Annotated in this window: 24 protein-coding genes; 17 read left to right on the top strand and 7 right to left on the bottom strand. The window is 32.4% G+C overall.

Annotation, left to right across the window (positions count from 1 at the left end):
* Position 1: 1 nt before the first annotated feature.
* Positions 2 to 253: a hypothetical protein gene (locus WDZ41_00480; GenBank protein ID MEX0939817.1), complete on the bottom strand. Its 252-nt coding sequence runs from the start codon at positions 251 to 253 to the stop codon at positions 2 to 4.
* An 86-nt stretch (positions 254 to 339) separates the two neighbouring features.
* Here WDZ41_00480 and WDZ41_00475 point away from each other — a divergent pair, with 86 nt between their 5' ends.
* From WDZ41_00475 to WDZ41_00450, 6 genes are all read left to right on the top strand, one after another.
* Positions 340 to 1542 carry an APC family permease gene (locus tag WDZ41_00475; GenBank protein MEX0939816.1) on the top strand — a complete coding sequence of 401 codons (1203 nt, stop codon included), beginning with the start codon at positions 340 to 342 and terminating at the stop codon, positions 1540 to 1542.
* Between the two features lie 76 nt (positions 1543 to 1618).
* The gene (locus WDZ41_00470; GenBank protein MEX0939815.1) at positions 1619 to 3088 is read left to right on the top strand and encodes a hypothetical protein; all 1470 of its coding nucleotides are present in this window, start codon (positions 1619 to 1621) and stop codon (positions 3086 to 3088) included.
* Positions 3089 to 3194: 106 nt separating this feature from the next.
* Positions 3195 to 3404 (top strand): 30S ribosomal protein S21, encoded by a 210-nt coding sequence (gene rpsU, locus WDZ41_00465; GenBank protein ID MEX0939814.1) that lies wholly within the window; start codon positions 3195 to 3197, stop codon positions 3402 to 3404.
* An 8-nt stretch (positions 3405 to 3412) separates the two neighbouring features.
* On the top strand, positions 3413 to 3787 hold the full coding sequence (locus WDZ41_00460) for a ribosome-binding factor A (GenBank protein MEX0939813.1): 375 nt from the start codon (positions 3413 to 3415) through the stop codon (positions 3785 to 3787).
* A complete protein-coding gene (locus tag WDZ41_00455) occupies positions 3748 to 4536 on the top strand; it encodes a prepilin peptidase (protein ID MEX0939812.1) in 789 nt (262 codons plus the stop codon). Before WDZ41_00460 ends, WDZ41_00455 begins: the two co-directional genes overlap by 40 nt.
* Before the next feature lie 143 nt (positions 4537 to 4679).
* Positions 4680 to 5252 (top strand): hypothetical protein, encoded by a 573-nt coding sequence (locus tag WDZ41_00450; protein MEX0939811.1) that lies wholly within the window; start codon positions 4680 to 4682, stop codon positions 5250 to 5252.
* Here the strand turns inward: WDZ41_00450 and WDZ41_00445 are convergent.
* Both WDZ41_00445 and WDZ41_00440 read right to left on the bottom strand, forming a co-directional pair.
* Entirely contained in the window at positions 5242 to 5820 is a 579-nt protein-coding gene (locus tag WDZ41_00445) for a hypothetical protein (protein MEX0939810.1), read from the bottom strand. The genes WDZ41_00450 and WDZ41_00445 overlap by 11 nt on opposite strands.
* The gene (locus WDZ41_00440; GenBank protein ID MEX0939809.1) at positions 5786 to 6268 is read right to left on the bottom strand and encodes a prepilin-type N-terminal cleavage/methylation domain-containing protein; all 483 of its coding nucleotides are present in this window, start codon (positions 6266 to 6268) and stop codon (positions 5786 to 5788) included. The genes WDZ41_00445 and WDZ41_00440 overlap by 35 nt, the downstream gene beginning before the upstream one ends.
* A gap of 278 nt (positions 6269 to 6546) precedes the next feature.
* Here WDZ41_00440 and WDZ41_00435 point away from each other — a divergent pair, with 278 nt between their 5' ends.
* A complete protein-coding gene (locus tag WDZ41_00435) occupies positions 6547 to 6984 on the top strand; it encodes a hypothetical protein (GenBank protein MEX0939808.1) in 438 nt (145 codons plus the stop codon).
* Positions 6985 to 7103: 119 nt separating this feature from the next.
* Here WDZ41_00435 and WDZ41_00430 read toward each other — a convergent pair whose 3' ends face one another.
* Positions 7104 to 7772, bottom strand: a complete 669-nt coding sequence (locus tag WDZ41_00430) for an L-threonylcarbamoyladenylate synthase (protein MEX0939807.1) — start codon at positions 7770 to 7772, stop codon at positions 7104 to 7106.
* Between the two features lie 141 nt (positions 7773 to 7913).
* Here WDZ41_00430 and WDZ41_00425 point away from each other — a divergent pair, with 141 nt between their 5' ends.
* The 6 genes from WDZ41_00425 (at position 7914) to WDZ41_00400 (ending at position 13523) form a co-directional block, all read left to right on the top strand.
* Positions 7914 to 9332, top strand: coding sequence for a hypothetical protein (locus WDZ41_00425; protein ID MEX0939806.1), 1419 nt, complete (start codon positions 7914 to 7916; stop codon positions 9330 to 9332).
* Positions 9333 to 9337: 5 nt separating this feature from the next.
* Positions 9338 to 9622: a hypothetical protein gene (locus tag WDZ41_00420; protein MEX0939805.1), complete on the top strand. Its 285-nt coding sequence runs from the start codon at positions 9338 to 9340 to the stop codon at positions 9620 to 9622.
* A complete protein-coding gene (atpB, locus tag WDZ41_00415) occupies positions 9609 to 10346 on the top strand; it encodes a F0F1 ATP synthase subunit A (protein ID MEX0939804.1) in 738 nt (245 codons plus the stop codon). Before WDZ41_00420 ends, atpB begins: the two co-directional genes overlap by 14 nt.
* A 2-nt stretch (positions 10347 to 10348) precedes the next feature.
* Entirely contained in the window at positions 10349 to 11302 is a 954-nt protein-coding gene (locus tag WDZ41_00410) for an ATP synthase F0 subunit C (GenBank protein MEX0939803.1), read from the top strand.
* Between the two features lie 18 nt (positions 11303 to 11320).
* Positions 11321 to 12457 carry a glycosyltransferase gene (locus tag WDZ41_00405; protein MEX0939802.1) on the top strand — a complete coding sequence of 379 codons (1137 nt, stop codon included), beginning with the start codon at positions 11321 to 11323 and terminating at the stop codon, positions 12455 to 12457.
* A 91-nt stretch (positions 12458 to 12548) separates the two neighbouring features.
* Positions 12549 to 13523: a cysteine synthase family protein gene (locus WDZ41_00400; GenBank protein ID MEX0939801.1), complete on the top strand. Its 975-nt coding sequence runs from the start codon at positions 12549 to 12551 to the stop codon at positions 13521 to 13523.
* Positions 13524 to 13790: 267 nt separating this feature from the next.
* Here the strand turns inward: WDZ41_00400 and WDZ41_00395 are convergent, their stop codons facing one another.
* Positions 13791 to 14888 carry a glycosyltransferase gene (locus tag WDZ41_00395; protein ID MEX0939800.1) on the bottom strand — a complete coding sequence of 366 codons (1098 nt, stop codon included), beginning with the start codon at positions 14886 to 14888 and terminating at the stop codon, positions 13791 to 13793.
* Positions 14889 to 14905: 17 nt separating this feature from the next.
* Positions 14906 to 16504 carry an AMP-binding protein gene (locus tag WDZ41_00390; GenBank protein ID MEX0939799.1) on the bottom strand — a complete coding sequence of 533 codons (1599 nt, stop codon included), beginning with the start codon at positions 16502 to 16504 and terminating at the stop codon, positions 14906 to 14908.
* Between the two features lie 99 nt (positions 16505 to 16603).
* Here WDZ41_00390 and tmk point away from each other — a divergent pair, with 99 nt between their 5' ends.
* Both tmk and WDZ41_00380 read left to right on the top strand, forming a co-directional pair.
* Positions 16604 to 17248, top strand: a complete 645-nt coding sequence (tmk, locus tag WDZ41_00385) for a dTMP kinase (protein MEX0939798.1) — start codon at positions 16604 to 16606, stop codon at positions 17246 to 17248.
* A complete protein-coding gene (locus tag WDZ41_00380; GenBank protein ID MEX0939797.1) occupies positions 17218 to 17967 on the top strand; it encodes a hypothetical protein in 750 nt (249 codons plus the stop codon). The genes tmk and WDZ41_00380 overlap by 31 nt, the downstream gene beginning before the upstream one ends.
* Here WDZ41_00380 and thpR read toward each other — a convergent pair.
* Entirely contained in the window at positions 17944 to 18504 is a 561-nt protein-coding gene (gene thpR / locus WDZ41_00375) for an RNA 2',3'-cyclic phosphodiesterase (GenBank protein ID MEX0939796.1), read from the bottom strand. The genes WDZ41_00380 and thpR overlap by 24 nt on opposite strands.
* Positions 18505 to 18596: 92 nt before the next feature.
* Between thpR and WDZ41_00370 the strand changes: the two genes are divergently transcribed.
* Together WDZ41_00370 and WDZ41_00365 are read left to right on the top strand one after the other, a co-directional pair.
* Positions 18597 to 20228 (top strand): hypothetical protein, encoded by a 1632-nt coding sequence (locus WDZ41_00370; protein ID MEX0939795.1) that lies wholly within the window; start codon positions 18597 to 18599, stop codon positions 20226 to 20228.
* A gap of 29 nt (positions 20229 to 20257) precedes the next feature.
* Positions 20258 to 21105 (top strand): hypothetical protein (locus WDZ41_00365; GenBank protein ID MEX0939794.1); only part of this gene is annotated, 848 nt, incomplete at its 3' end.

Below are 21105 nucleotides of genomic sequence, written 5' to 3'. Positions count from 1 at the left end.
TTTAAATCTCATTTTTTAAGCGATTCGGTAATTTTTTCATGTTATGAATTAATCCTTCTTGCTCAAAAAATAGCATAATATCTTCAAAATACGATTCAAGATCAGATGGAACAAAAAATTCAAAAATACTTTGTTCCTTATCCAATGTGCGCTCAAAAACTAAGTGTTCAAAACTGCGTAAAATACCGGCAAAAAGCCACGTTCTTTTTCTTTCAACTTGTGCTTGATAATAGGAACAATATTGTTGAGACATTATTTTTCGTGCTTTTTTTTGTATATTTAATTATTCTTAACCTTATTGATTGTACGTAATATTTGATTCTTGCTCAAGGAAAATAAATGAGTTCTACTGCTGAAAAACATAAAATTGGTCTGGCCATCGCAACTATTGTTGGTATGAATGCAATGATTGGATCAGGAGTATTCGCTGTTCCAAGTGCACTCGCTTCAAATGTAGGTCCAGCTGGAATTTTGACTTATGCATTTGTAATTGTAGCAGTATGGTGCATGGGAACTTCAATCGCTCGGTTAGCTAAACTATACCCAGAAGAAGGTTCTTTTTATACTTACAGTAAGCAATGGGGAGGGCATTTTTTAGGACTTCTTTCAGCTGGTAGTTATCTTATCGGTTTATTTATTGCTATGGGATTACTTTCTCAAACTGCGGGTCTTTATTTGCATAAATATTTATCATTTTTTTCTCCATATACGTGGGGAATGCTAACATTATTTACCTTAACTTTTTTAAATACTTTAGGCGTGGTTCTTTCTGAGGCAGGCCAAATGGTTCTTATTTGTACGACCGTATTTCCATTATTAGCAACAATTATTTTATGCCTAACAAAAGCAGATTTTTCTCATTTGCAGCCATTTATGCCATATGGTGTCATCAGTATTTTTTCTGCTGCAAAAGCAGTAATTTTTGGATTTTTTGGCTTTGAATGTGCAGCATCTCTTTTTACGGTTGTTAAAAACCCTGAAAAGAATGTTTCCCGCGCACTTACGCTTGCTATTGTTTTAGTTAGCATTCTCTACTTGCTTTTTGTTGCTTCATTAATTTTAGCAGTACCATTACATTATTTATCCCTACAAATGCCTTTATCTGAAATATTAGAAACCATTTTCCCTCATAATAAATGGCTCATTTTTGGTATTCATGTATCAATTTTATCAGCCATTATTGGTACTATCCATTCTATGATTTGGTCTTCAAGTGCTTTATTAATTTCTTATTTAAGAAAATTTAAAACTTTATTTATTCAACAATTATTTGAAAAAAATTTAATGAATCAAAAAAATGCAGTATTATTTGTAGGTGTTTGCATCTTAATTAGTTTTCTCACCTTGAAAAACATCGATCTTTTTTTTAGTTTTACTGCTTTATTTATTATCTTTGCATTTGCAACATCCATGATTACATTGCTTACTTTAAAAAAGGAGTGGCAATCAAAAGAAAACATTAAAACCGTAATAGGTTTGATTACTGCTGGTGTAATTTTTTGTTTTGCGTTAAAAGGCATTATAGACAATCTTTATAGCTAGAATTTGCAATTGACGGATCATTAGGTAAGATGCTATAAGATAACAAGACACTGCAATTGTCTTGAAAGGAATAGTAATGAACAGAGACCGTCTTTCGATTATATTGATGATATTTAGTTTTATCGTCTTATGGCCTCATAAGATGCTTCCATTAAGTTCTTTAGCAAAAAATGATCCTTATCCTATTTTTTCAACAACTTATCCTTATAATTATTTACTCGAATCAACGAAATTGTGTTTAAAAGAATGTCCTTGTGATTATGAGTGCGCTTGTTGTTTTGATTATTTTTCTATCGCTTTTTCAGGAATTTACCAAAAAGCCAATAAAGGTCGCAACTATGATCGAGAAAAAGTACCGCTCGGCGATCTTGAAGGCCGCTGGCATATGCTGGGCATGCTCTATGGCCCAGTACCAGTAGGAAATCCAAACGCCTGCCCTAATACCTTAATGAATACGCGTCTTGGTGAAGCAAAGCAGACAATTTTTGGTGTAATGCCTAATGATATTGTTCCACAAGATCTCATCCGAACTGATAGTATGGAACGAGTAGGTTTTTTTACCGTGCCAATTAAATATCGTAAAAACGGTGTCAGATTTGAAGTTTGCGTTCAGCCTCATCCAGATTTTGGCCTTATGCTACAAGGCGGTTATGTTGAAATAAAACAAACTTTGACTGATTTTATTGATTTAACACCAAGCTTTACTGAAACAATGTTTCTAGAAGGAGTCCAAGAAGGCCTAGCGCCACAATTTACTGAAGAACAAATTAATTTAATCCAAGATCTGTTAATGAGTGCTTCTTCTGCAAATCGAATATTCCGGGAACAAGGAATTGAAAAACGGAGCAATACAGTCAATGTATGTGATTTCCGTGAAAGCTCTTTTGAAGATCTCAGGTTCAGTCTTTGGGCTCGACATGTTTTCCAATTAAACAAATGCTGTTGTGATTGGCCTGAATTCTTACTCATACCATTTTTTAATTTTGAAGGAAGTATTCCAGGTTCTAGAAAGCTTGATCGCATGAATTTTCTTGCCGCTCCTTTTGGTAATAATGGTCATTATTCTCTTGGTTTTACTTCTGGGTTTCATATTGATTTTATTGAAACGCTAGAAATAGGCTTTCATGGCGGCATAACGCACTTTTTTGCTCGAGATGTAGATAAATATCGATTACCTAATGACCCAACCCAAAGCGGAGTCTTCCCCTTTGCAACCGATGTGCGATTGCAACCAGGACGAAATAGTCATTTTAGCGTATCAATACATGCATTTAGATTTTTGGATAAACTTTCTGCATGGGCTGAATTTGTCGTAGTAAATCATGATGAAGATCATATAACACTGAAAGATCCAAGCTTGGCATCAATTTTTGAGGTACGCCAGCAGGAATGCCTGACTAAATTTGCTTCACAATTTATTACTACTACAATGAATTATGAAATTTCACCCAATTTATCGCTCGGTTTTGCAGCACAATGGCCCCTACAACAGCGAAATGCGTATCGCTCAACCACCATATTGGGTACTATTAAAGGAATATTTTAATGCTATGATTAAAGCAAATAATAGACAAATTGATTAAAAATTCCTACAATAGAAATTAGATTAGATACTAACTTACTATTATTAATGAAAGGATGTTGATATTACTATGAGCAAAAAGCCTAATATCTCTATAAACGTCAATCACAACATTGAAAAAGCATTACGTCAATTGAAAAAAAAGATTGAACGTGAAGGCATTGTTCGCGATATGAAGCGTGTTGTTTATTTTGAATCTCCAACACAAAAAAAACGTAAACGTCTCATGCGTGCTATTAAGCAAAATTATATTAGAATGGCCGCACAAAAACTTATCTAGTTAATCTGATGGCAAATATCCATTTAAAAGATAGAAAACGCGCACAAAAAGAACGTTTGTTGTTTAGAGAAATTTCTCAGTTATTCTTGCATCTCACACTAGATGATGCACGATTACGCGAAATAACTCTAAGCCGCTTAAGTCTTTCTCCAGATAAAAGTATGTGTACTATTTACTTTTACACCCCACAAGGAGAATCATACTTTAAAGATGTTCTTGAAATTCTAAAACTTTACAAACCTTCTTTGCGCAAAGCAATTGCAGAAAAAATTGACGCCCGCTATACACCGGAGTTAAGGTTTACTTTTGATAGTCATTACGAAAAACAAGAACGATTTGAGCAATTAATGGAAAAAATAAAAGACGAAGGAGAATCATCTTAACTTTTGTTTGGGTTACCTTTTTTTTATCATGGGGATCTTTTCTTAACGTTATTGCATATCGACTTATTTCAGGAAATTCATTATTTACTAAGCGTTCTTATTGCCCACAATGTAAAACAATTATCGCATGGTATGATAATATTCCGATTATTTCCTGGTTATTACTTAAAGGACATTGTCGTTCGTGTAAAAAGCCGATTTCTTGGCTTTATCCTTTTACTGAAATAATTACTGCATTATCAGCTTTATTAGTAATTCATATTATTGAACCACAATATTGGGCGGTATACTTTTTCTTTTTTTCAGCATTAATTATTTCCATCCGTACCGATTTAGAACACTTATTGCTTTCTCGCTATGTCACGCTTGGATTAATACCAATTAGTTTAGGTTTAAGTTATTTTCAATTTTTGCCAATATCAATTGAGCAAAGCCTCATTGGTTCAATCAGTGCTTATACATTTTTATTTACTATATCTTACAGTTATTATTTAATTACAAAGCGCGTAGGCCTTGGACAAGGCGATATCGAACTTCTTGCAGGCATAGGCTCATTTCTTGGATTTTTTGGCTGGTGGTTTACCCTTTTACTTGCATCACTCCTAGGCTCTTTTACTGGGTTTTTTATCATTTTATTTTACAATCGATCCCTTACTAAAGTTAAAATTCCATTCGGTCCCTTTTTGGCACTTGGAGCAATGACTTTTGTTTTATGTAATCAATTTATTTCTTCAATCTGGCAATTCTAATAAATCTAATCAAAATATTTTTTTATTGCCTTATTATTTATCAAATAATAATAAACAAACTATTGATATTTTCAGAATTGCATGTGATGTTTAAATAGATTATGAATTGTATTATAAACCTTCATTATTCATAAAAGGATGAAATGAAAAAAATAATAATGTATTCGCTTATTTTAATAAATTTTTCTCTTTTAGGTATAGAAGAAATCAAATTAACTAATACATCTAAAAATCGCATTAAATCATATAGTAAATATGGTATAGAATGCAGTAAAAAAATACCAAATCTCCCTCCAAATAATAGTATTCTTTGTGCATATCAAGAACTCAGTACACAAGAAAATATTGATATGGATACACAAAAACTTATGGCTGATGCATTTAAAGAAATTAATCAAAAATATGATTATCAAAAAATGCTTACTGACGCAATCCAATCTAAAAACAATGATATATTATGGAATAATTGGCGACGTCTAGCCGCTTTACAATCAGTTGAATTTTTAGAACAAAAATCAACAATACAATTTCCTCGAGAAAAAGATGAAACTTTGCAATCATTCTTTGAACCAAATCTGAATAATATCTCTAATGAAGATAAAATAGCAGTAAAAGCAGGATTAATCTTATTAGTCCTTATCCAACAAATACAAAACAATTACCGAAAAAATCAGGACTTTCCATGCAACCACGCGAGCAATGAACCTAAAAAATAATAGAATTTTTAAATTCTTTTTTTAGTTTATTTTGCCATGAAAATAAAAATTGAGGTATTTCTTGAGCGTTATGGCTTGATAGAAACTTAACTTGATTAAGATAAGCAAATGCTTTTTTTGGGTTTTTATTAAAAAAATAATGATTATACGCTAGATAAAAATAAATTCTCCAATCAACTTTATTAATAGGTGATTGCAAGCTTTTCTCTAATAATGAAACTGTATAATCAGCGTTAATCGACTTATTGGTTAAAAAAATACTGGCGTAACGATACACTATATTAAAATGAAGATCTAAATCGGTAACAAAATCAGAGTATGCATAACAACTATTACATTCTAAATTATCATCACAGAGCATTTGCAACCAATAATAATCCGCTACAATATTTTTGAATGTTAAATACCATAAAACTGGCAAATGAGAAAAGTGTTTATTGATACAATGATTTTGCTTATGCTTTAATAGATATATTTTGCAAAAAATTGAAATACTTAAACAACATAAAATTAAAGATCCCCTAACCCATTGCTTACGCCAAATCATCTTGCAAAATTTTAATATCATTATGTTCATTTACCGTAAGCACATCAGTCTGGCCATCGCCATCAATATCTCCCGCAGCTGCTGCAATAAAACTATTTTGATCCGCATTGGTTTGCAAAAGATCAGATGCTGGTGCATTTAATTTGCCAGTAAAATAACCTTGGCCTTCTTGGCCATTATTAAATCCATAGGTATAATAAAATCGCTCACCCGAGCCACCGCCTGAATAACCCTCTGGCTTCCATCCCGCGCCATCAGCACCACTCAATACATTCGTATATTTGCCATGTTCTGCCCAGTATGCTTTTTGTGCAACATATAATGAACCTAAATTCATATATGCCTCAGCACGCTTTGCTTTAGCCAAAAATCGCATAAAACTTGGAATGGAAATCATAGATAAAAAGGCTATAATAGCTACCACAATCATCAATTCAATTAATGTAAAACCAGATTGATACCGCTTCATCCTTTTTTTCTCCAATTTGATTTTTATTTTACTTAATCATATTTTTGTTGTTTAATGCAAGAATAAGGATAATGATTCTGACTTACATTCTCTATTTTTTTGATCAGCCCCTTAGCCTTTTTGTGCTTCTAAGCCACCCATATTTTCTTATCATACAGTCATTTTCCAAAATTTTTCCTTTTTTTACCTGAAATCCCCTACAATATTGCTTTTTTCGCCTTAAATATTTTACAATTAGAAATGAAAGTTGTTTTATTTATTAAAATATAGGGTTAAATATGAAATTTAAAAAATTTTTTGTTTTCGGCATGATCTTGCTATTAATAAGCGGAAGTCAAATATTTGCTTGGGAACAAACTTTTTATAATCAAATAGGACCCTCCTATAATAGACCTTCTATAGACGTACGTGTTTTTTTTGGTGTAAAATTATTCGGTAAAAATATCGGTTATTGGAAAACACAAAAAAATATCTCAAATTTCAATATAATAAAAGGAAAAGCTGCTGATTGTCTTGTACATATTGAAGTACGTAAGTCTGGTGATAAAAAGTGGATACAATTTAAAGACCTAAAAACAACAGGTGGATGGGAGGGTGGTTATATTAATCGATGTGGTAATAATACACTTTATATTAATCAAAATCCAGATGGATGGTATCTAGAAAAAAAAGATTCACACGGCCTTGGTCGTATAGTTTCTAAGCCATCACGATAAATTAAGATGAAAATATAAAAATTTAAATTTATTATGCCAATAATTTTTTAAAGCTGAGGATTGAATAGGTGTCCGTTTAAAAAATCATTGATATAAACCACCACGAATTAAAAGTTGGTTTACTTTAAATCATTGCCTAGTATCGTTTTTAAATCTTTAATTGAATAAGCTCCTTCACGAATTATCCTAATATCTTCATCTGAACAATCAAGAATAGTAGAAGGTAAAGCCTTTGGTGGTTGGTGATCAGAAATAATTACATTAACCGCACTTAATATCTCCGGATCTATTTGATCTAAAGTAATTGGTACCGGCTTAGTAGTTTTATTAGCGCTCGTTGAAAATAAAGGACCAACAATACTTAACAACTTTTGCAATCCTTGATGATCAGGAATTCTTAACGCAATTGTATTATTTTTTGACTTCATAAATGACGGTAATATTTCTTGTGCTTTTAATATTAACGTCAACGGGCCTGGCCATGCATTTTGCATTAAAGTTGTCAGATTATTCTCAATTCTATATGAAAACTTTTTCACATAGTCAATTGATGGAATTAGAACAAGATAAGGCTTTTCTGACCTTCCTTTAATTTTGTTGAGTTTTTCAAACCCTTCTTTGCTGCATAGCGCCAACAACCCAATCACCGTATCAGACGTACCTATCGCAACCTTTCCTTGTTGTAATAATTGTGCTAGTCGGATAATATCATCTTTATTGTTCCAATCTAAACGCTCACAAATCATTTTTAATCTTTTGTAAATAATAACTTTAACTTTTTGATTCATAATTCATAGTTTGACATTTTTAAAATATACTATAACATAAAATATGTGTCACGAATCTAAAAATAAAATGATTCTTGATAGACTTAATGGAGGTCTAGAAAGAGGTTGAAAACTAATATCAATATGTGAGTGGAGAAAATCATGATCAATGCTACGAGAAAAACTACTTCTCAATCAAAAGTAGTTGTTCCTGGCGCGCAACGAAGTTATAACGAAGTAGTTGAATATTTGGATTCACATTGGTCAACATCACCTGATAAAAACTTAACCCATGTAAAAAAACTTGATAAAGCATTGGGGAATCCATCTAAAAATATCAACGCTGTTGCAATAGCTGGAACAAATGGCAAAGGATTAACTATTAACTTTGCTGCTACTTTACTACGTTCTGAAGGACTAAGCGTGGGAACTTTTTATTCCCCGCATATTCTAACTTATAATGAGCAATTTGCTATTAATCATGAATCAATTGCAAATAAAGTTTTTACTGAACTTGCAAACGAATTGATTAATATTGCTCAAGCAGAAGGAATCAAAGCAAGTACGCAAGATATCCTTACTGTAATGGCTCTTATGTACTTTAAACAAAATAATGTTGATGTTGCACTTTTAGAATTACGTGATGGAGCTCTTGATCCTTTCACTATTTGTAATCTTAAGGTTCTTGCTATTACTCGAGTAACTGATGATTCATTAGCAATGCCAACACAACCGCTCGATAAAATAATTAAAGATGTTTTGGTACATGTTAAATCAGAAACGCATGTTGTTTCTGCTGATCAAAGCAAAGCAAATCTTCAATTAATGCTTGATGAAACTAAACGCCATGGTGGTACATGGGCTATGCCTATTCGTAAATTAGCTGCTTTAAACTATCCCTTTGAACAACTTCATGGTCGATGCGCTGCTTTAGCAGAACGTATTTGCCAAATTTATATTGAAAGTTTTTATCGACAACAAATGGATTCAGTAGAAAATAGCTTGCTTGCAAAACAAAAAGGACAACGTGGTCGTCCAACATTAGAAGCAAAACGTCAAGCAGAACTTAATCCTAAAAAAACATTAGAGCAATTTTGGAAAGAAACAGCAACTTCATTGCCAGCACATTTCCAAATACTCGACAAAGAAAAACCAACTATTCTTCTTGATAACGCACGTAATATTGATGCACTCAAAAATTTACTACTCGGTATTCGCTTAATGCACTATCAAAAACCATTAAAAGGATTAACTTTCATTTTTGGTTGTGATAAAAATTTGATGAATGCAGAAGAATTTTTAAAACTTTTACGTTATTTTGCTAAAAAGAATTCTGCCAATATTATATTCTGTCCGATTTCTCGTTCAGTTGCAGGAATTAGGGAGCAATCTTGGGATGTTGAACAAATTACTAATGATGTAAAAAGCTTAAAAATAAAAGCTCGTTCAGCGCAAAATTTCCAAGAAGCCTTTGAGGCAGCTAAACAATCGGTTGATGAACGACATGGCCTAGTAGTTATTACGGGGTCACAGTCAATCATTGCAGACTATTGGCATTATAAAGGAATGAAAAAGCTATAACCACTATGCCTTTAATTTCTTCATTATTTTCAATAGGCATTGGTTGTTTACTTGGTATTATTTATGGGTTTTCATTGATTCAAATGAAAACCCATTTCTTTTTTAAAGCAGCATCACCATCACAAATATCGCTTACAATAATTGGCATGGCACGCATTATTTTTTTAGCATGTATTTTCGGCTATATCTTGCGTCTCTCATCTATACATTCTATACTCGTTATAGTACCTTTTTTAATTAGTTATTGGTGTACTATTTTAACGCGTAAGAATTACTATGACAGAACTTGAAGTTTTAGAACAATGGAATCCATTTGCTTGGCTTGGACTTGATTATACATTTTTAAAATTTAATCTAGTTACTATTTTAAACACATGGTTTATTATTGGCCTACTTACTATTTTATTAATAGTATGTCGGTTATATCTTAATAAAAAACAAAGTGTCCTTTATTACTTAATTACTTCCGTCATTAATTCTTTCATGGACTTAGTAACTCAAACTCTTGGTTTTTTTGCTTATAATCACTTCTTGCTCGTTTTTTCCTTATTTCTATTTATCTTATTTTGCAATTGTATATCAGTTATTCCATGGACAACAGAACCTACCCAAGATATTAATACTGCTTTGGCTTTTGGGTTAATTGCATTTTTCTATAAAGAATATCAAGGAATTAAAGCAAATGGCTTTCGAGTATATATACAGGAATTTTTAGAACCATTTTTTATTATGTTTCCGGTTAATTTAATTGGACATTTTTCTAAAATAATCTCTATTTCTTTCCGTTTATTTGGTAATATTTTTGGTGGCGCAATCATTATGGAATTATATAAAGGGTTAATTGCGGGTTCTCTTTTATTAGAACTTATTGGATTACTCACCGGCCTCAATTTTATCATTCTTCTCTTTTTTGGCGTTTTTGAAGGCTTAATTCAGGCATTCGTTTTTGCAATGCTTACATTAACTTACCTTAGCCTCGCATTACAAAAAGATGAACCAGCGGGAGCAACATAAATATGTTTGATTTAATATCAATACTACATTATGGCAGCATTACATTTATTATTACTTTAAGTTCTCTTGCTAGTGGTATTGGCGGCGGATTAGCCAGCATTGCTGCATTACAAGCAATAAATATTCAACCTCGTGCAAAAGGGGAAATAGTTCGTGCATCAATTATTGGTTTAGCGTTAATTGAAACCGCAGCAATTTTAGCACTTATCATTACTTTTTTAGTATTTACTACAAAAAATATAACGTTACCAATTGTTATTGGCCAAGTAGGCATCGCTTTTGCCGTAGGAATACCTGCTTTAATTGTTGGCATTGCCTCATCTTTTCCCGTAAAAGAAGCTTGTCTTTCCATAGCTCGTCAACCTTTTTTTAGCCAACGTATTTTAAATCTTATGCTTATTACACAATCAATTATTCAGACCGCTATTATATTTGGTTTTCTGATTGGTATGTTTATTAAATTACAATTTTCTTCGTTAGAAAGCCTCACCCATGCTTTCTCTTTATGTGCAAGTGGCTTAGCAATTGGTATTGGATCTATCGGCCCGGCACTTGGGCTTGCGCGATTTGCCCAACAAGCGTGTAAAAGCGCCAGTGTAAATCGAAAAGCATATGGGCAACTTTTACCATTTGTTTTTATGAGTGAAGCAATTATTGAAACGCCGTTAATATTTGCATTTTTAATCTCATTAATGATTGCAATTACCGCTGGTGGTCCTGCTGAAAATATGTTAACTGTTGTTAAAGTATTTGCTGCAGCCATTTGTATTGGTATAAGTACACTGATGCCTAGTTTAAGCTCAAGTAAAACAGCATCAAGTACTTGTGTGCAAATTACTTACACACCGCAGCAGTACTCAGTATTATCGCAAACAAGTTTATTTGGACAAGGCTTAATTGACGCGGCAGCGATTTATGCTTTATTAATATCGTTTGCTATTCTCTTATTAAAATAAAGGAGAATATAACAATATATGAAAAAAAGGGAGATTCAGGTTCTTTATATTATCACTAAGCTAGAACTTGGTGGTGCTCAAAAAGTTTGTCTTTCTTTATTGAAAGGAATACAGCAATCAGGACACGTTGGACTTATAATATCTGGAAAAGAAGGATTACTTACTAAGGAAATTCAAAAAACACCAAATGCATTTTTGTTAGAGAATTTCAAACGTGAAGTAACTTTTTATTCTTTATTCTCAGAAGTAAAAAGTTTTTTTCAACTTATTTTTTATATACAAAAATTAAAAAAAAAATATCCACAGCTAATTATACATACACATAGCACAAAAGCAGGACTATTTGGTAGATGGGCTGCTTTTTTTTGTGGAATAAAAATTAAAATTCATACAGTACATGGCTTTGGATTTCATCCCTACCAAACAAACATAGGTTGGTTAATTAATTTTGTATTGGAATGGATAACCAGTTTTATTACTACTCATTATATTTGCGTATCATCATTTGATGTAAAAAAAGGTATTTGTTTAATACCAAAATTTATACAAAAACATTCAATTATACGTGCCGCAGTCAACAAAAAAGAATTTATTTTATCGCAAAAACTAGTAAAAAATAATACCAACTTTATATTTGGGACAATCGCTTGTTTTAAAAAGCAAAAAAATTTATTCGATCTTTTCAATGCTTTTATGCAATGCCACCAACAAAACCCTCATATTCGGCTTGAAGTAATTGGAGATGGAGAACTGCGCCCTCATCTTGAGAAATGGATTGAAAAACATAATATGTCTTCTTATATTACATTACTTGGATGGCAACATAATATTAATTTTTACCTGCAGCAATGGCATAGCCTCGTATTAACTTCATTATGGGAAGGTTTGCCATGTGCCGTTATTGAAGCCCGCTTATTAAAAGTGCCCGTTATTGCATATGATACTGGTGGCATTCATGATATTATATTTCATGGCGAAAACGGCTTACTCTTTAAGCCCAAAAATATTCCTGCTTTTGCGCAAGGTATGCTTACTATTAGCCTTGAAAATAAGCTCTATTTAAAATGTAAAAATTTTTCAGATAATTTATCAAGTTATGATTCAACCACTATGATTCAACAACATATTGAACTCTATAAATCATTATGTTTATAGTATAAATTTCCTTACGTAAATGATTTATTTATTGTAAAGTATTGGTTATCATATGCATTTATTACGTAAATATAATTCAAAGGAATGAAGCATGTATAAAACGCTTTTACAAGCTATTGGTAATACACCGCTTATTAAAATTAATTTTGCTTTTCCTGCAACAATGTTGGCTAAATTGGAATATTTAAACCCAGGAGGAAGCATTAAAGATCGATCTGCTTTATATATGATAGAAGAAGCTGAACGTACTGGTAAATTGAAATCTGGCGGCACTATTATAGATGCTTCTTCTGGAAATCAAGGAATTGCTACCGCTATGATTGGCGCAATAAAAGGATATCAGGTCATAATTTCGGTTTCTGAAAAAATTAGCCAGGAAAAATTAAATACACTCAGGGCGTATGGTGCAGAGGTAGTTATAAACCCATCAACAGCGACACTCGATGATCCAAAAAGCTACCACAGCAAAGCGGTTGCCTTACACAAACAAATTCCCAATTCATTTATGCCTAATCAATACTTTAATATTTCAAATGCTCACGCACATTATCACTTATTAGGCCCTGAAATTTGGGAGCAAACAAATGGTACTATTACTCACTTTTTTGCTGCAGCCGGCACCGGTGGCCATGTCAGCGGCGCTGGTCGTTATTTAAAAGAAAAAAATCCAGAGATAAAAATAATAGCACTCGATTCGATTAATTCATGGCGTGCAACAAAAGGAAACCCTAAGCCTTACCAAGTTGAAGGAATGGGTATCGATTTTGATTCGCCAGTTCTGCAAAAAGAAATAATTGATGAAATTCTTGAGGTACATGATAAAGATGCTTTGAATATGTTGAAAATTCTTGCCCATCAACACGGTCTTTTAGTTGGGCCGAGTAGCGGCGCTATTGCCTATGCTGCCTATCAATATGCTTTAGATTTAAAAGAAACTGATGTCTGCGTTATGATTTTTGGCGATTCTGGTCGAGCTTATCTAACAAAGAAATTTTACGCTAAAGAAAATAATACACATCCAATGTTGCAAAATAAACCATTAGCCAAAGAAACTCCAATCATTTGACAATTGAACCAAGGCCTAAAGAATATCTAATTGTAATTTTGCAAATTAAAGGTTTACATTAAAGAACCCCTATCCAGACATTACGTCACGGACAGGGGAAATGGAGGTTATCAAAACTAAAAAAACTTATAGTAAAAAAATACATTAACTAAAAATAAAAAGCAAATATTTTCACCAATAATTTATTATTTAATCATAAAAAATATTTTTAAATTTATTTGAAAATAAAAAATCAACGACTAGGCATAATTTCTCAAAAAGAAATTTTTATTTGATTAAAGAATTAAATACTCGCTCATAAGAAACGCTCATTTTTTCTAAATTAAATCGTGTAATCAATGTTTGATAAGCTTCACTACCAAATTTTTTGCGTAATTCACTATCTTCTATGATTTTTTGTAGCGCTTCAGAAAGCCGTATTTCATCATTTACAGGGGCTATTAAACCATTTTTGCCATTCGTAATGACTTCATGATTTTGATCGCTTGTTAAAATACAAGGTAAAGAAAAACACATAGCTTCTAGTAATGCAATTGAAATACCTTCTTGCAATGATGAAAGCACAAAACAGTCGAATAATGGATAATAACCATATGCAGCTTGCCCAACAATAAATCTTACGCTATCGTCCACATTTAATTCTTTTGCTAATCGTTGCAATTCTCCTTGTAATGAACCAAACCCTACAAGAATTAAAGCAATATTTGAATGAATTTTTTTTAATCGCGCAAATACATAAAGTAGTAAATGATAATTTTTACGGGGAATAAAACGACCAACGGATCCAATAACAAAAACGTCTTCAGCTAAATTTAACTGTTTTCTGCTAATCTTTTGAGTCTGAGCTTCTCTTTGAACATCTGGGATGTTAATTCCATTTGGAATTACACTTATTCGCTTTGCATTAAGCCATAATCGATCATAAACTGACTGCGCAACTTCTTGTGAGACTGCTATTACTGCACCAGAAAAACGAAATGTTAATGCATCTAAAATATTGCGTATAAATCCATCTTGATGTACGCCCAAATGTATAACTGAAGCAAAAGAGATATTCATATATCTGGCAAGAAATCTTCCAAAAAAATTTGCTGCCCATAAAGCAGTATGAATCGTATCTGGCTTTAATTTTTTGAGCAATTTATATAATTGATATAAAAAAAATGGATCATATAGACAAAATAATCCCTTAACAGGGTACGTTGAAATTCCTATATCTTGCAAACGTTGGCGATTCGGTCCATCATGAAAATAAATTACTTGATGATCAAATGTATGAAGATTTTTTATTAAATCAACTAAAAGGCTTTCTGCCCCACCGCGTTTTAAACTTGAAATAATATGAACTAATCGCTTCTTCTTCATATAACTTTTATGGTTTACTATGAATTATTGTCTTGACCTAAAAATTCTTTTCTTAATCGTTTTTTATCAATTTTTCTTAATGGTGTTAATGGAATTTCATCTTGCTTTAACACAATAAATTGGCGGGGAATTTTATAAGATGCTAGATGTTGCTGGCATAGTTTTTTCAGTTCTTTATCAAGATCTGCAACTTTTTCTTTAAGGACTACAAATGCCACCGGAATTTCACCAACATCAACATCTTTTTTGCCAACCACTGCAGCTTGGATTACTGCTGGATGTGTTAAAACAACATTCTCAATTTCTTGAGGGTAAACATTAATACCTTTATGAATAATTAAATCTTTATGCCTTCCAGAAATAATTAGTCGGCCTTTTTTATCAAAGTATCCCCAGTCTCCCGTATCAAACCATCCATCCTTTATAGCTTTTTCTGTTAATTCTGGCGCGTTGTAATAACCAAGCATGACATTATCGCCCTTAACCCATAAAATTCCTTTTTGCCCTTTTTTTACTTCATTACCTTGTTCATCACGCAATGAACATTGTATTCCTACCGACACACTACCAACGGTATTCGGCGCTAATAATTCATCGTCAAAATTAATAGCAATTAATGGCGATGTTTCCGTTAATCCATAACCATTACATAATCGCCTACGATAAATTATCTCAAAAGAGCTTCGTATCTTATCAGGTAATGCATCACCACCAGTAATAAAAAAACGAATGGTATCAAATGGTACAGTTTTCATCAGACAAAATAATCCATATAATGCTGGTACCCCGGCTGCTACAGTTGGCTTATGTTCCAATCCTTCAAGTAATAATCGCCGCTCAATACGTGGTATAACAATCGTTGAAGCTCCAACAAAAAAGCTTCCCCAGACGCAAATATTTTGTGCAAAACTATGAAATAACGGTAATGCTGCATATACTCTATCTTTTGGTGTTGCATCAGTACGGCAAATCCCTTGAATTAAATTGGTCATAATATTTTTTGAACTAAGCATAACTCCTTTAGGAAAGCCAGTAGTACCAGATGTATATAAAAGCGCTACCATTTCATCAGGTTCTAAAGAATGCACTTTAAAAGCATTATCAGTTTCTACAGTTTTTGTAATTTGCTGTAATTCATCTTCAGTAATATATTGCGGTAATTCTTGACCAGCAAATTCTTCTAATCGTGAGGCAAATTCATTGGAAATAACCATAGCCTTCGGTGTTGCATTTTGAATAATATGATGCAACTCTCTTTCATGCAAAAAAGTATTTAAAGCGGCTACTACTGCACCAATTTGCCAAATACCATAATAGCCTATATAAAATTCAATAGAGTTTTCAAACAATAAAATTACACGATCACGTGGTTTTACATCCATTGCAATTAAGCGTTTGCTCACTGCCGTGGCTTTTTTATATAATTCATTGAATGTAATTTTTTGATCGCGACAAATTAAGGCAATATTATCAGGATACAATTGCGCTGCCCGTTGTAATAAACAACCCGCATACATTATTTTGCCATCAATTAAAATATCTTGATATTTTTTTTTAAATGCATCATCTTCTAATGATTTTGAAAAACCGAAAAAACTTTGCCACGAAGCAAACATGGAACAAACTCCTGTTTTGTTTAATATTCTTTTGGTATACTTACCATAGCTATTTTTTTGAATTAATCAAAGTTCATCGTAATAAAAAAGGAATTCAAAATGCCAGTTTTAGAGCGCGGCATTATTATTGCCCTCGAAGGAATAGATGGATCAGGAAAAACGGTACTTGCTAATAGTATTTTTAAGGCATTAGCCACTGAAAGTTTTTCTGTTTTATTAACTAAAGAACCAGGCGGTTCTGAAATCGGTAAAAAAATTAGAGAAATGTTACAACATCAAAACTTGCCAATAGTTCCAAAAGCTGAATATTTGTTATTTGCAGCAGATCGAGCACAGCATTTTACAGAAGTAATTATTCCAGAATTAGCGCGTAATAAAATTATTATATCTGATCGACTTGCTGATTCTTCAGTTGTTTATCAAGGATATGCCCAAGACCTTGATATCAATATGATAAAACAAATAAATCACTGGGCTATGGATGGCATCGAGCCTGATATTGTTTTTTATGTAGAAATTGAAGGACTTATTGCACAAAAAAGAAGGGAGCAACGTGGCGCAATGAGTGAATTTGATAAAAAATCTGAAATGTTTTTTAAAAAACTCATCGCTGGCTATGAAACCGAATTTAAAAATAGAAACAATGTTATAACATTAGATGGCAATAAACCAACTGCAATATTAACACAACAAGCGATTGATTATATACACTCATGGATTATCAAAAAAAATCTACTCCAATAATATATTCTAAAACTCAATTGATACAACATCCGGCTTATTTATGGATTGGCAAAAAAGAAGCACTTACTCATCTTGTTATTAACACATTGCAGCAATTTTTTTGCCCATCATCTTGTAAGACTTGTAGCATCTGCTTAGCCATTCAACAAAAGCAACATCACTCTTTGTTATGGCTCTGCCCTGAAAAACAATATACTCGTGAGCAATTAGAACCTTTATTTAAAGTAACTTCATTTGCATTGGATCCCAATGAACATTTTTTTATTGTTCTTGAAAAAGCTGATTTTCTCAATCAATCAAGTGCGAATAATTTATTAAAAATATTAGAAGAACCGCCGCAAGGCTATCATTTTATATTGCTTGCAGAACGTACTGAATATATTTTACCTACCGTACAATCACGCTGTATTAACCATGTATATAATTTATCTGAAAATACTGATTACAATGAATTTCTTTCTTATTTTATATCGAAATCTTCAGATCCAATAGCTTTTACCGCAATGCTTGAGCAAGCAAATTTAACGGATCGAGATAGTTTAGAACTTTTAGATAAACTTTATTCATATTGGCTAAAGCAAAAGGTATCTAGCGAATCTTCAAAAAAAACATCTGTCATTCTTGAACTATTAAAAAACGCCATAGAAAAACCACCAATGCCTGGAAGTAGTAAATTATTTTGGAAAAATCTATATCTACTCTTCTTTTTTTACCATTAATGGAAAAGTCTCGATTATATGATATTCAGAACCCTCTTGAAATAATACTGATTGCTTTAAGTTAAATTCATTTGTTATAAAGCATATATTAGAATCTATATCAATAGCATTAAGATGTGTTATTAATTGCTGCCTATCCTTAACTGCTGTTACGCGAGCCAATGTAATATGACCAGTATAAGATCGCGATTCTATTGCAACAAATGGCTCCAATATATTCTCAATTTGTTGAACAAGTAATGCTAATTGCTTACTTAAAACAGTAATCCAAATGAGACGTACCTGTTTATCCTTAACAATTACTTCTAAATTTCCTAAACAAATTTTAAATGGCTCAAATGAAATTAATTCTAACAGATTTTGTATTGCCGAAATATTTTTTTCTTCTATCTGATCAATAAATTTAATAGTAATATGTAACTGTTCTTTTTTAGTAAGTCGACCTTCAAAAAACTTACCTATGCATAATTGATTTTGAATATTTTTTAAATAATTAAGCTCTTTTTGTGGCAAATCAATACTTATAAATAACCGCATAACAATATTTCTGATATAATGACATGGAAAATCTTTACAACTCTCTATAATTGTATAAGATTTCGAACAAATTAACTAATAAAGGAGCTTTTATGAAAAAAAAATTTTTGTACTTATTCTTATTTCCCTTTTTTTTTCTTATTATATCCAATGATAATTGTGATGTAACAAGTCATAGTTATTTTTGGGTCCGAGCACCATATCAAGTAGGTTCTCCAGAATTTATAGCTCATTCAAAATATCAACATCGACAAACACGAAAATCTCCGCATCATTTTTCTATTCAAGCTACTTTATTTGGTGGCGAATCAATAAAGCCTCATAAAATTGGTAAATTTTTCATGCCTTTTGGATCATCACAAGCAGCGGTGAATGGTAACTTATCAGAGAGTGATAATGCCTTGTTCCCGCAAAACTTTAATATCCCAAGTGTTCGTTTTAGCCCTATGGTAAATGCAATGTTATTAAGTATTGATAATCTTACGGAAGCATATCAGAGCACTATTCAAGTAAATCCAAAACAATCGATTATCGGTTTAGGGCTCTCTTATGAACATTTATTTTGTATTTGTGATCGTGAATATTGGCTCAATTTATCAGCACCAATTTTGCATGTAAGAAATACAATGGGTTTGCAAGAAACACAACCAACGGGCGGATTATATGATGTTCCTCCTATTACAGGAGAACAAACTAATTTAAATAATCTTCAAACTACTATGATGCAAGCATTATCACAAAGCGGCTGGCAGTTTGGTAAAATTGATGATAACACGCATTATAAAACACGCTTAGCCTTCATTCAATTATATGGAGGCGCAACGTTTTTGGAGGAACATTGCTATGAACTAAAACCATACGTAGGAATTATTATTCCTACAGGCAATACACCAAAAGCAGAGTTTGTTTTTGAACCAATTGCAGGTAATGGCAATCATTTTGGATTTTTATGGGGAAGTGCTACCGAACTCTTTTTATGGCATAACTGTGATCATAGTTTAGAATTTTCTTATGGTCTTGATATTACCATGCAGTACTTATTGAGTAAAACACAAAAACGATCGTTAGATTTAAAAAATAAACCATGGAGTCGCTATATTGAACTTTATGCCAATCCTGCACAATCTCAACAAGCATCCAATTTGCAAGTAGGAGGCCTGAGTTTATCGGCTATATTTTTAAATACGCCAGGAATAAATATCCTTACTCAAGATGTGGTAGTAAAACCTGGTTTTAACATCGCCCTTAATACTGCATTAATGCTCACACAATATTGTGGCGAAAATGGTTTTAATGTTGAAGCAGGATATAATTTTTATGCAAAACAAGCAGAATGCCTTAACTTAAAACGAAGATTCGAAACAGAAGCAGCAATTAAAGATCATGTCGGTAGTGGACTTACTAATCCAGTACGGGATATTACCAATAATTTATTATTGAATGAAGCAAGTTTTGCTAATTTAGTTTTAAACGGAAATCTTAACACGACAGGCATTCTCAATAGTTATGATCGGGCTATTATTCAAGAAACAGATCTTGATCTTTCATCAGCTGCTCATCCATGCATACTTTCTCATACTGTTTATGGAATGATTGGTTATCATTGGGATGAAAGTTGCTATCCAGTAATAACTTCAATAGGTGGCTCTTATGAATTTCCAAGCAAAAATAATACGGCATTAAATCGTTGGCTTTTATGGGGTAAATTCGGTATCTCATTTTAAAAAAATATATTTTTAGAGAGGAGTAATGAATGAAGAAACAATTATATTTAATGATATTAGCAACATGTAATTTAACCATTAATGGTGCTAATTACATGTTTAATCCTATTGATCGGCCAATCAGCGTCAACTTTCAAGCACGCTATGCCGCATCATTGGTTTCAGTTATTAATCAATCCCCTTACAACATAACCACTGAACATAATGGTGATGATACGATACCAAATTATGCCGGATCATTTACGAAATGTTTAGCACATGATTCAGCCACTAGTGTACTCACCACCGAAGGAGCACAAAATTATCAAAAGCTTTTAACTGCTCTTTCAACGGGTAAACAAGCTGATTTTAATGCAATAAATAGAGCATCAAATGCTACAATAAAATTTGTTAATCCTCAAGCCTCCATTTCTTTATCAATAGAAGGCTTACCAAATAGCGTTATTCCAATGCCTTCAGCACCATTGTTAAGCAGTAACCAAGCAGCAGCCGATATGATTGAAGTTTACTTACAAGCAATTAGTCGTGATGTACGGTTTGAAGATTATGGTACAGGTCAAAATACTGATATTGATTTATTTAATGGTGGTTCAATTACTAATAATGCTGCTACTATTTTAACAGCACTTGGCAATGCTTATAAAGGACCTTCTTCTAATGGCACGGTAACCGCAGATTTATTATTTCGTGGTATTTCGAGCGGTGATTTAGTTGGGCCATATATTTCTCAATTTTTATATTTTTCAACATATCATCTGTTTCAACCAATTGAACAAAAACAATTCGTACCAATTGCACAAGCACGAGAGTTTGGTGTTTCTTGGCAAGATTTTATTGCCATCCAAAATGGTACAATACCAAAACAATATGATCAATT

This window comes from Candidatus Babeliales bacterium, assembly GCA_040879965.1.
Lineage (GTDB): Bacteria > Babelota > Babeliae > Babelales > JACPOV01 > JBBDJI01.
The sequence above is the reverse complement of the archived record's forward strand: the minus strand, read 5'-3'. Positions and strand labels throughout refer to the sequence as shown.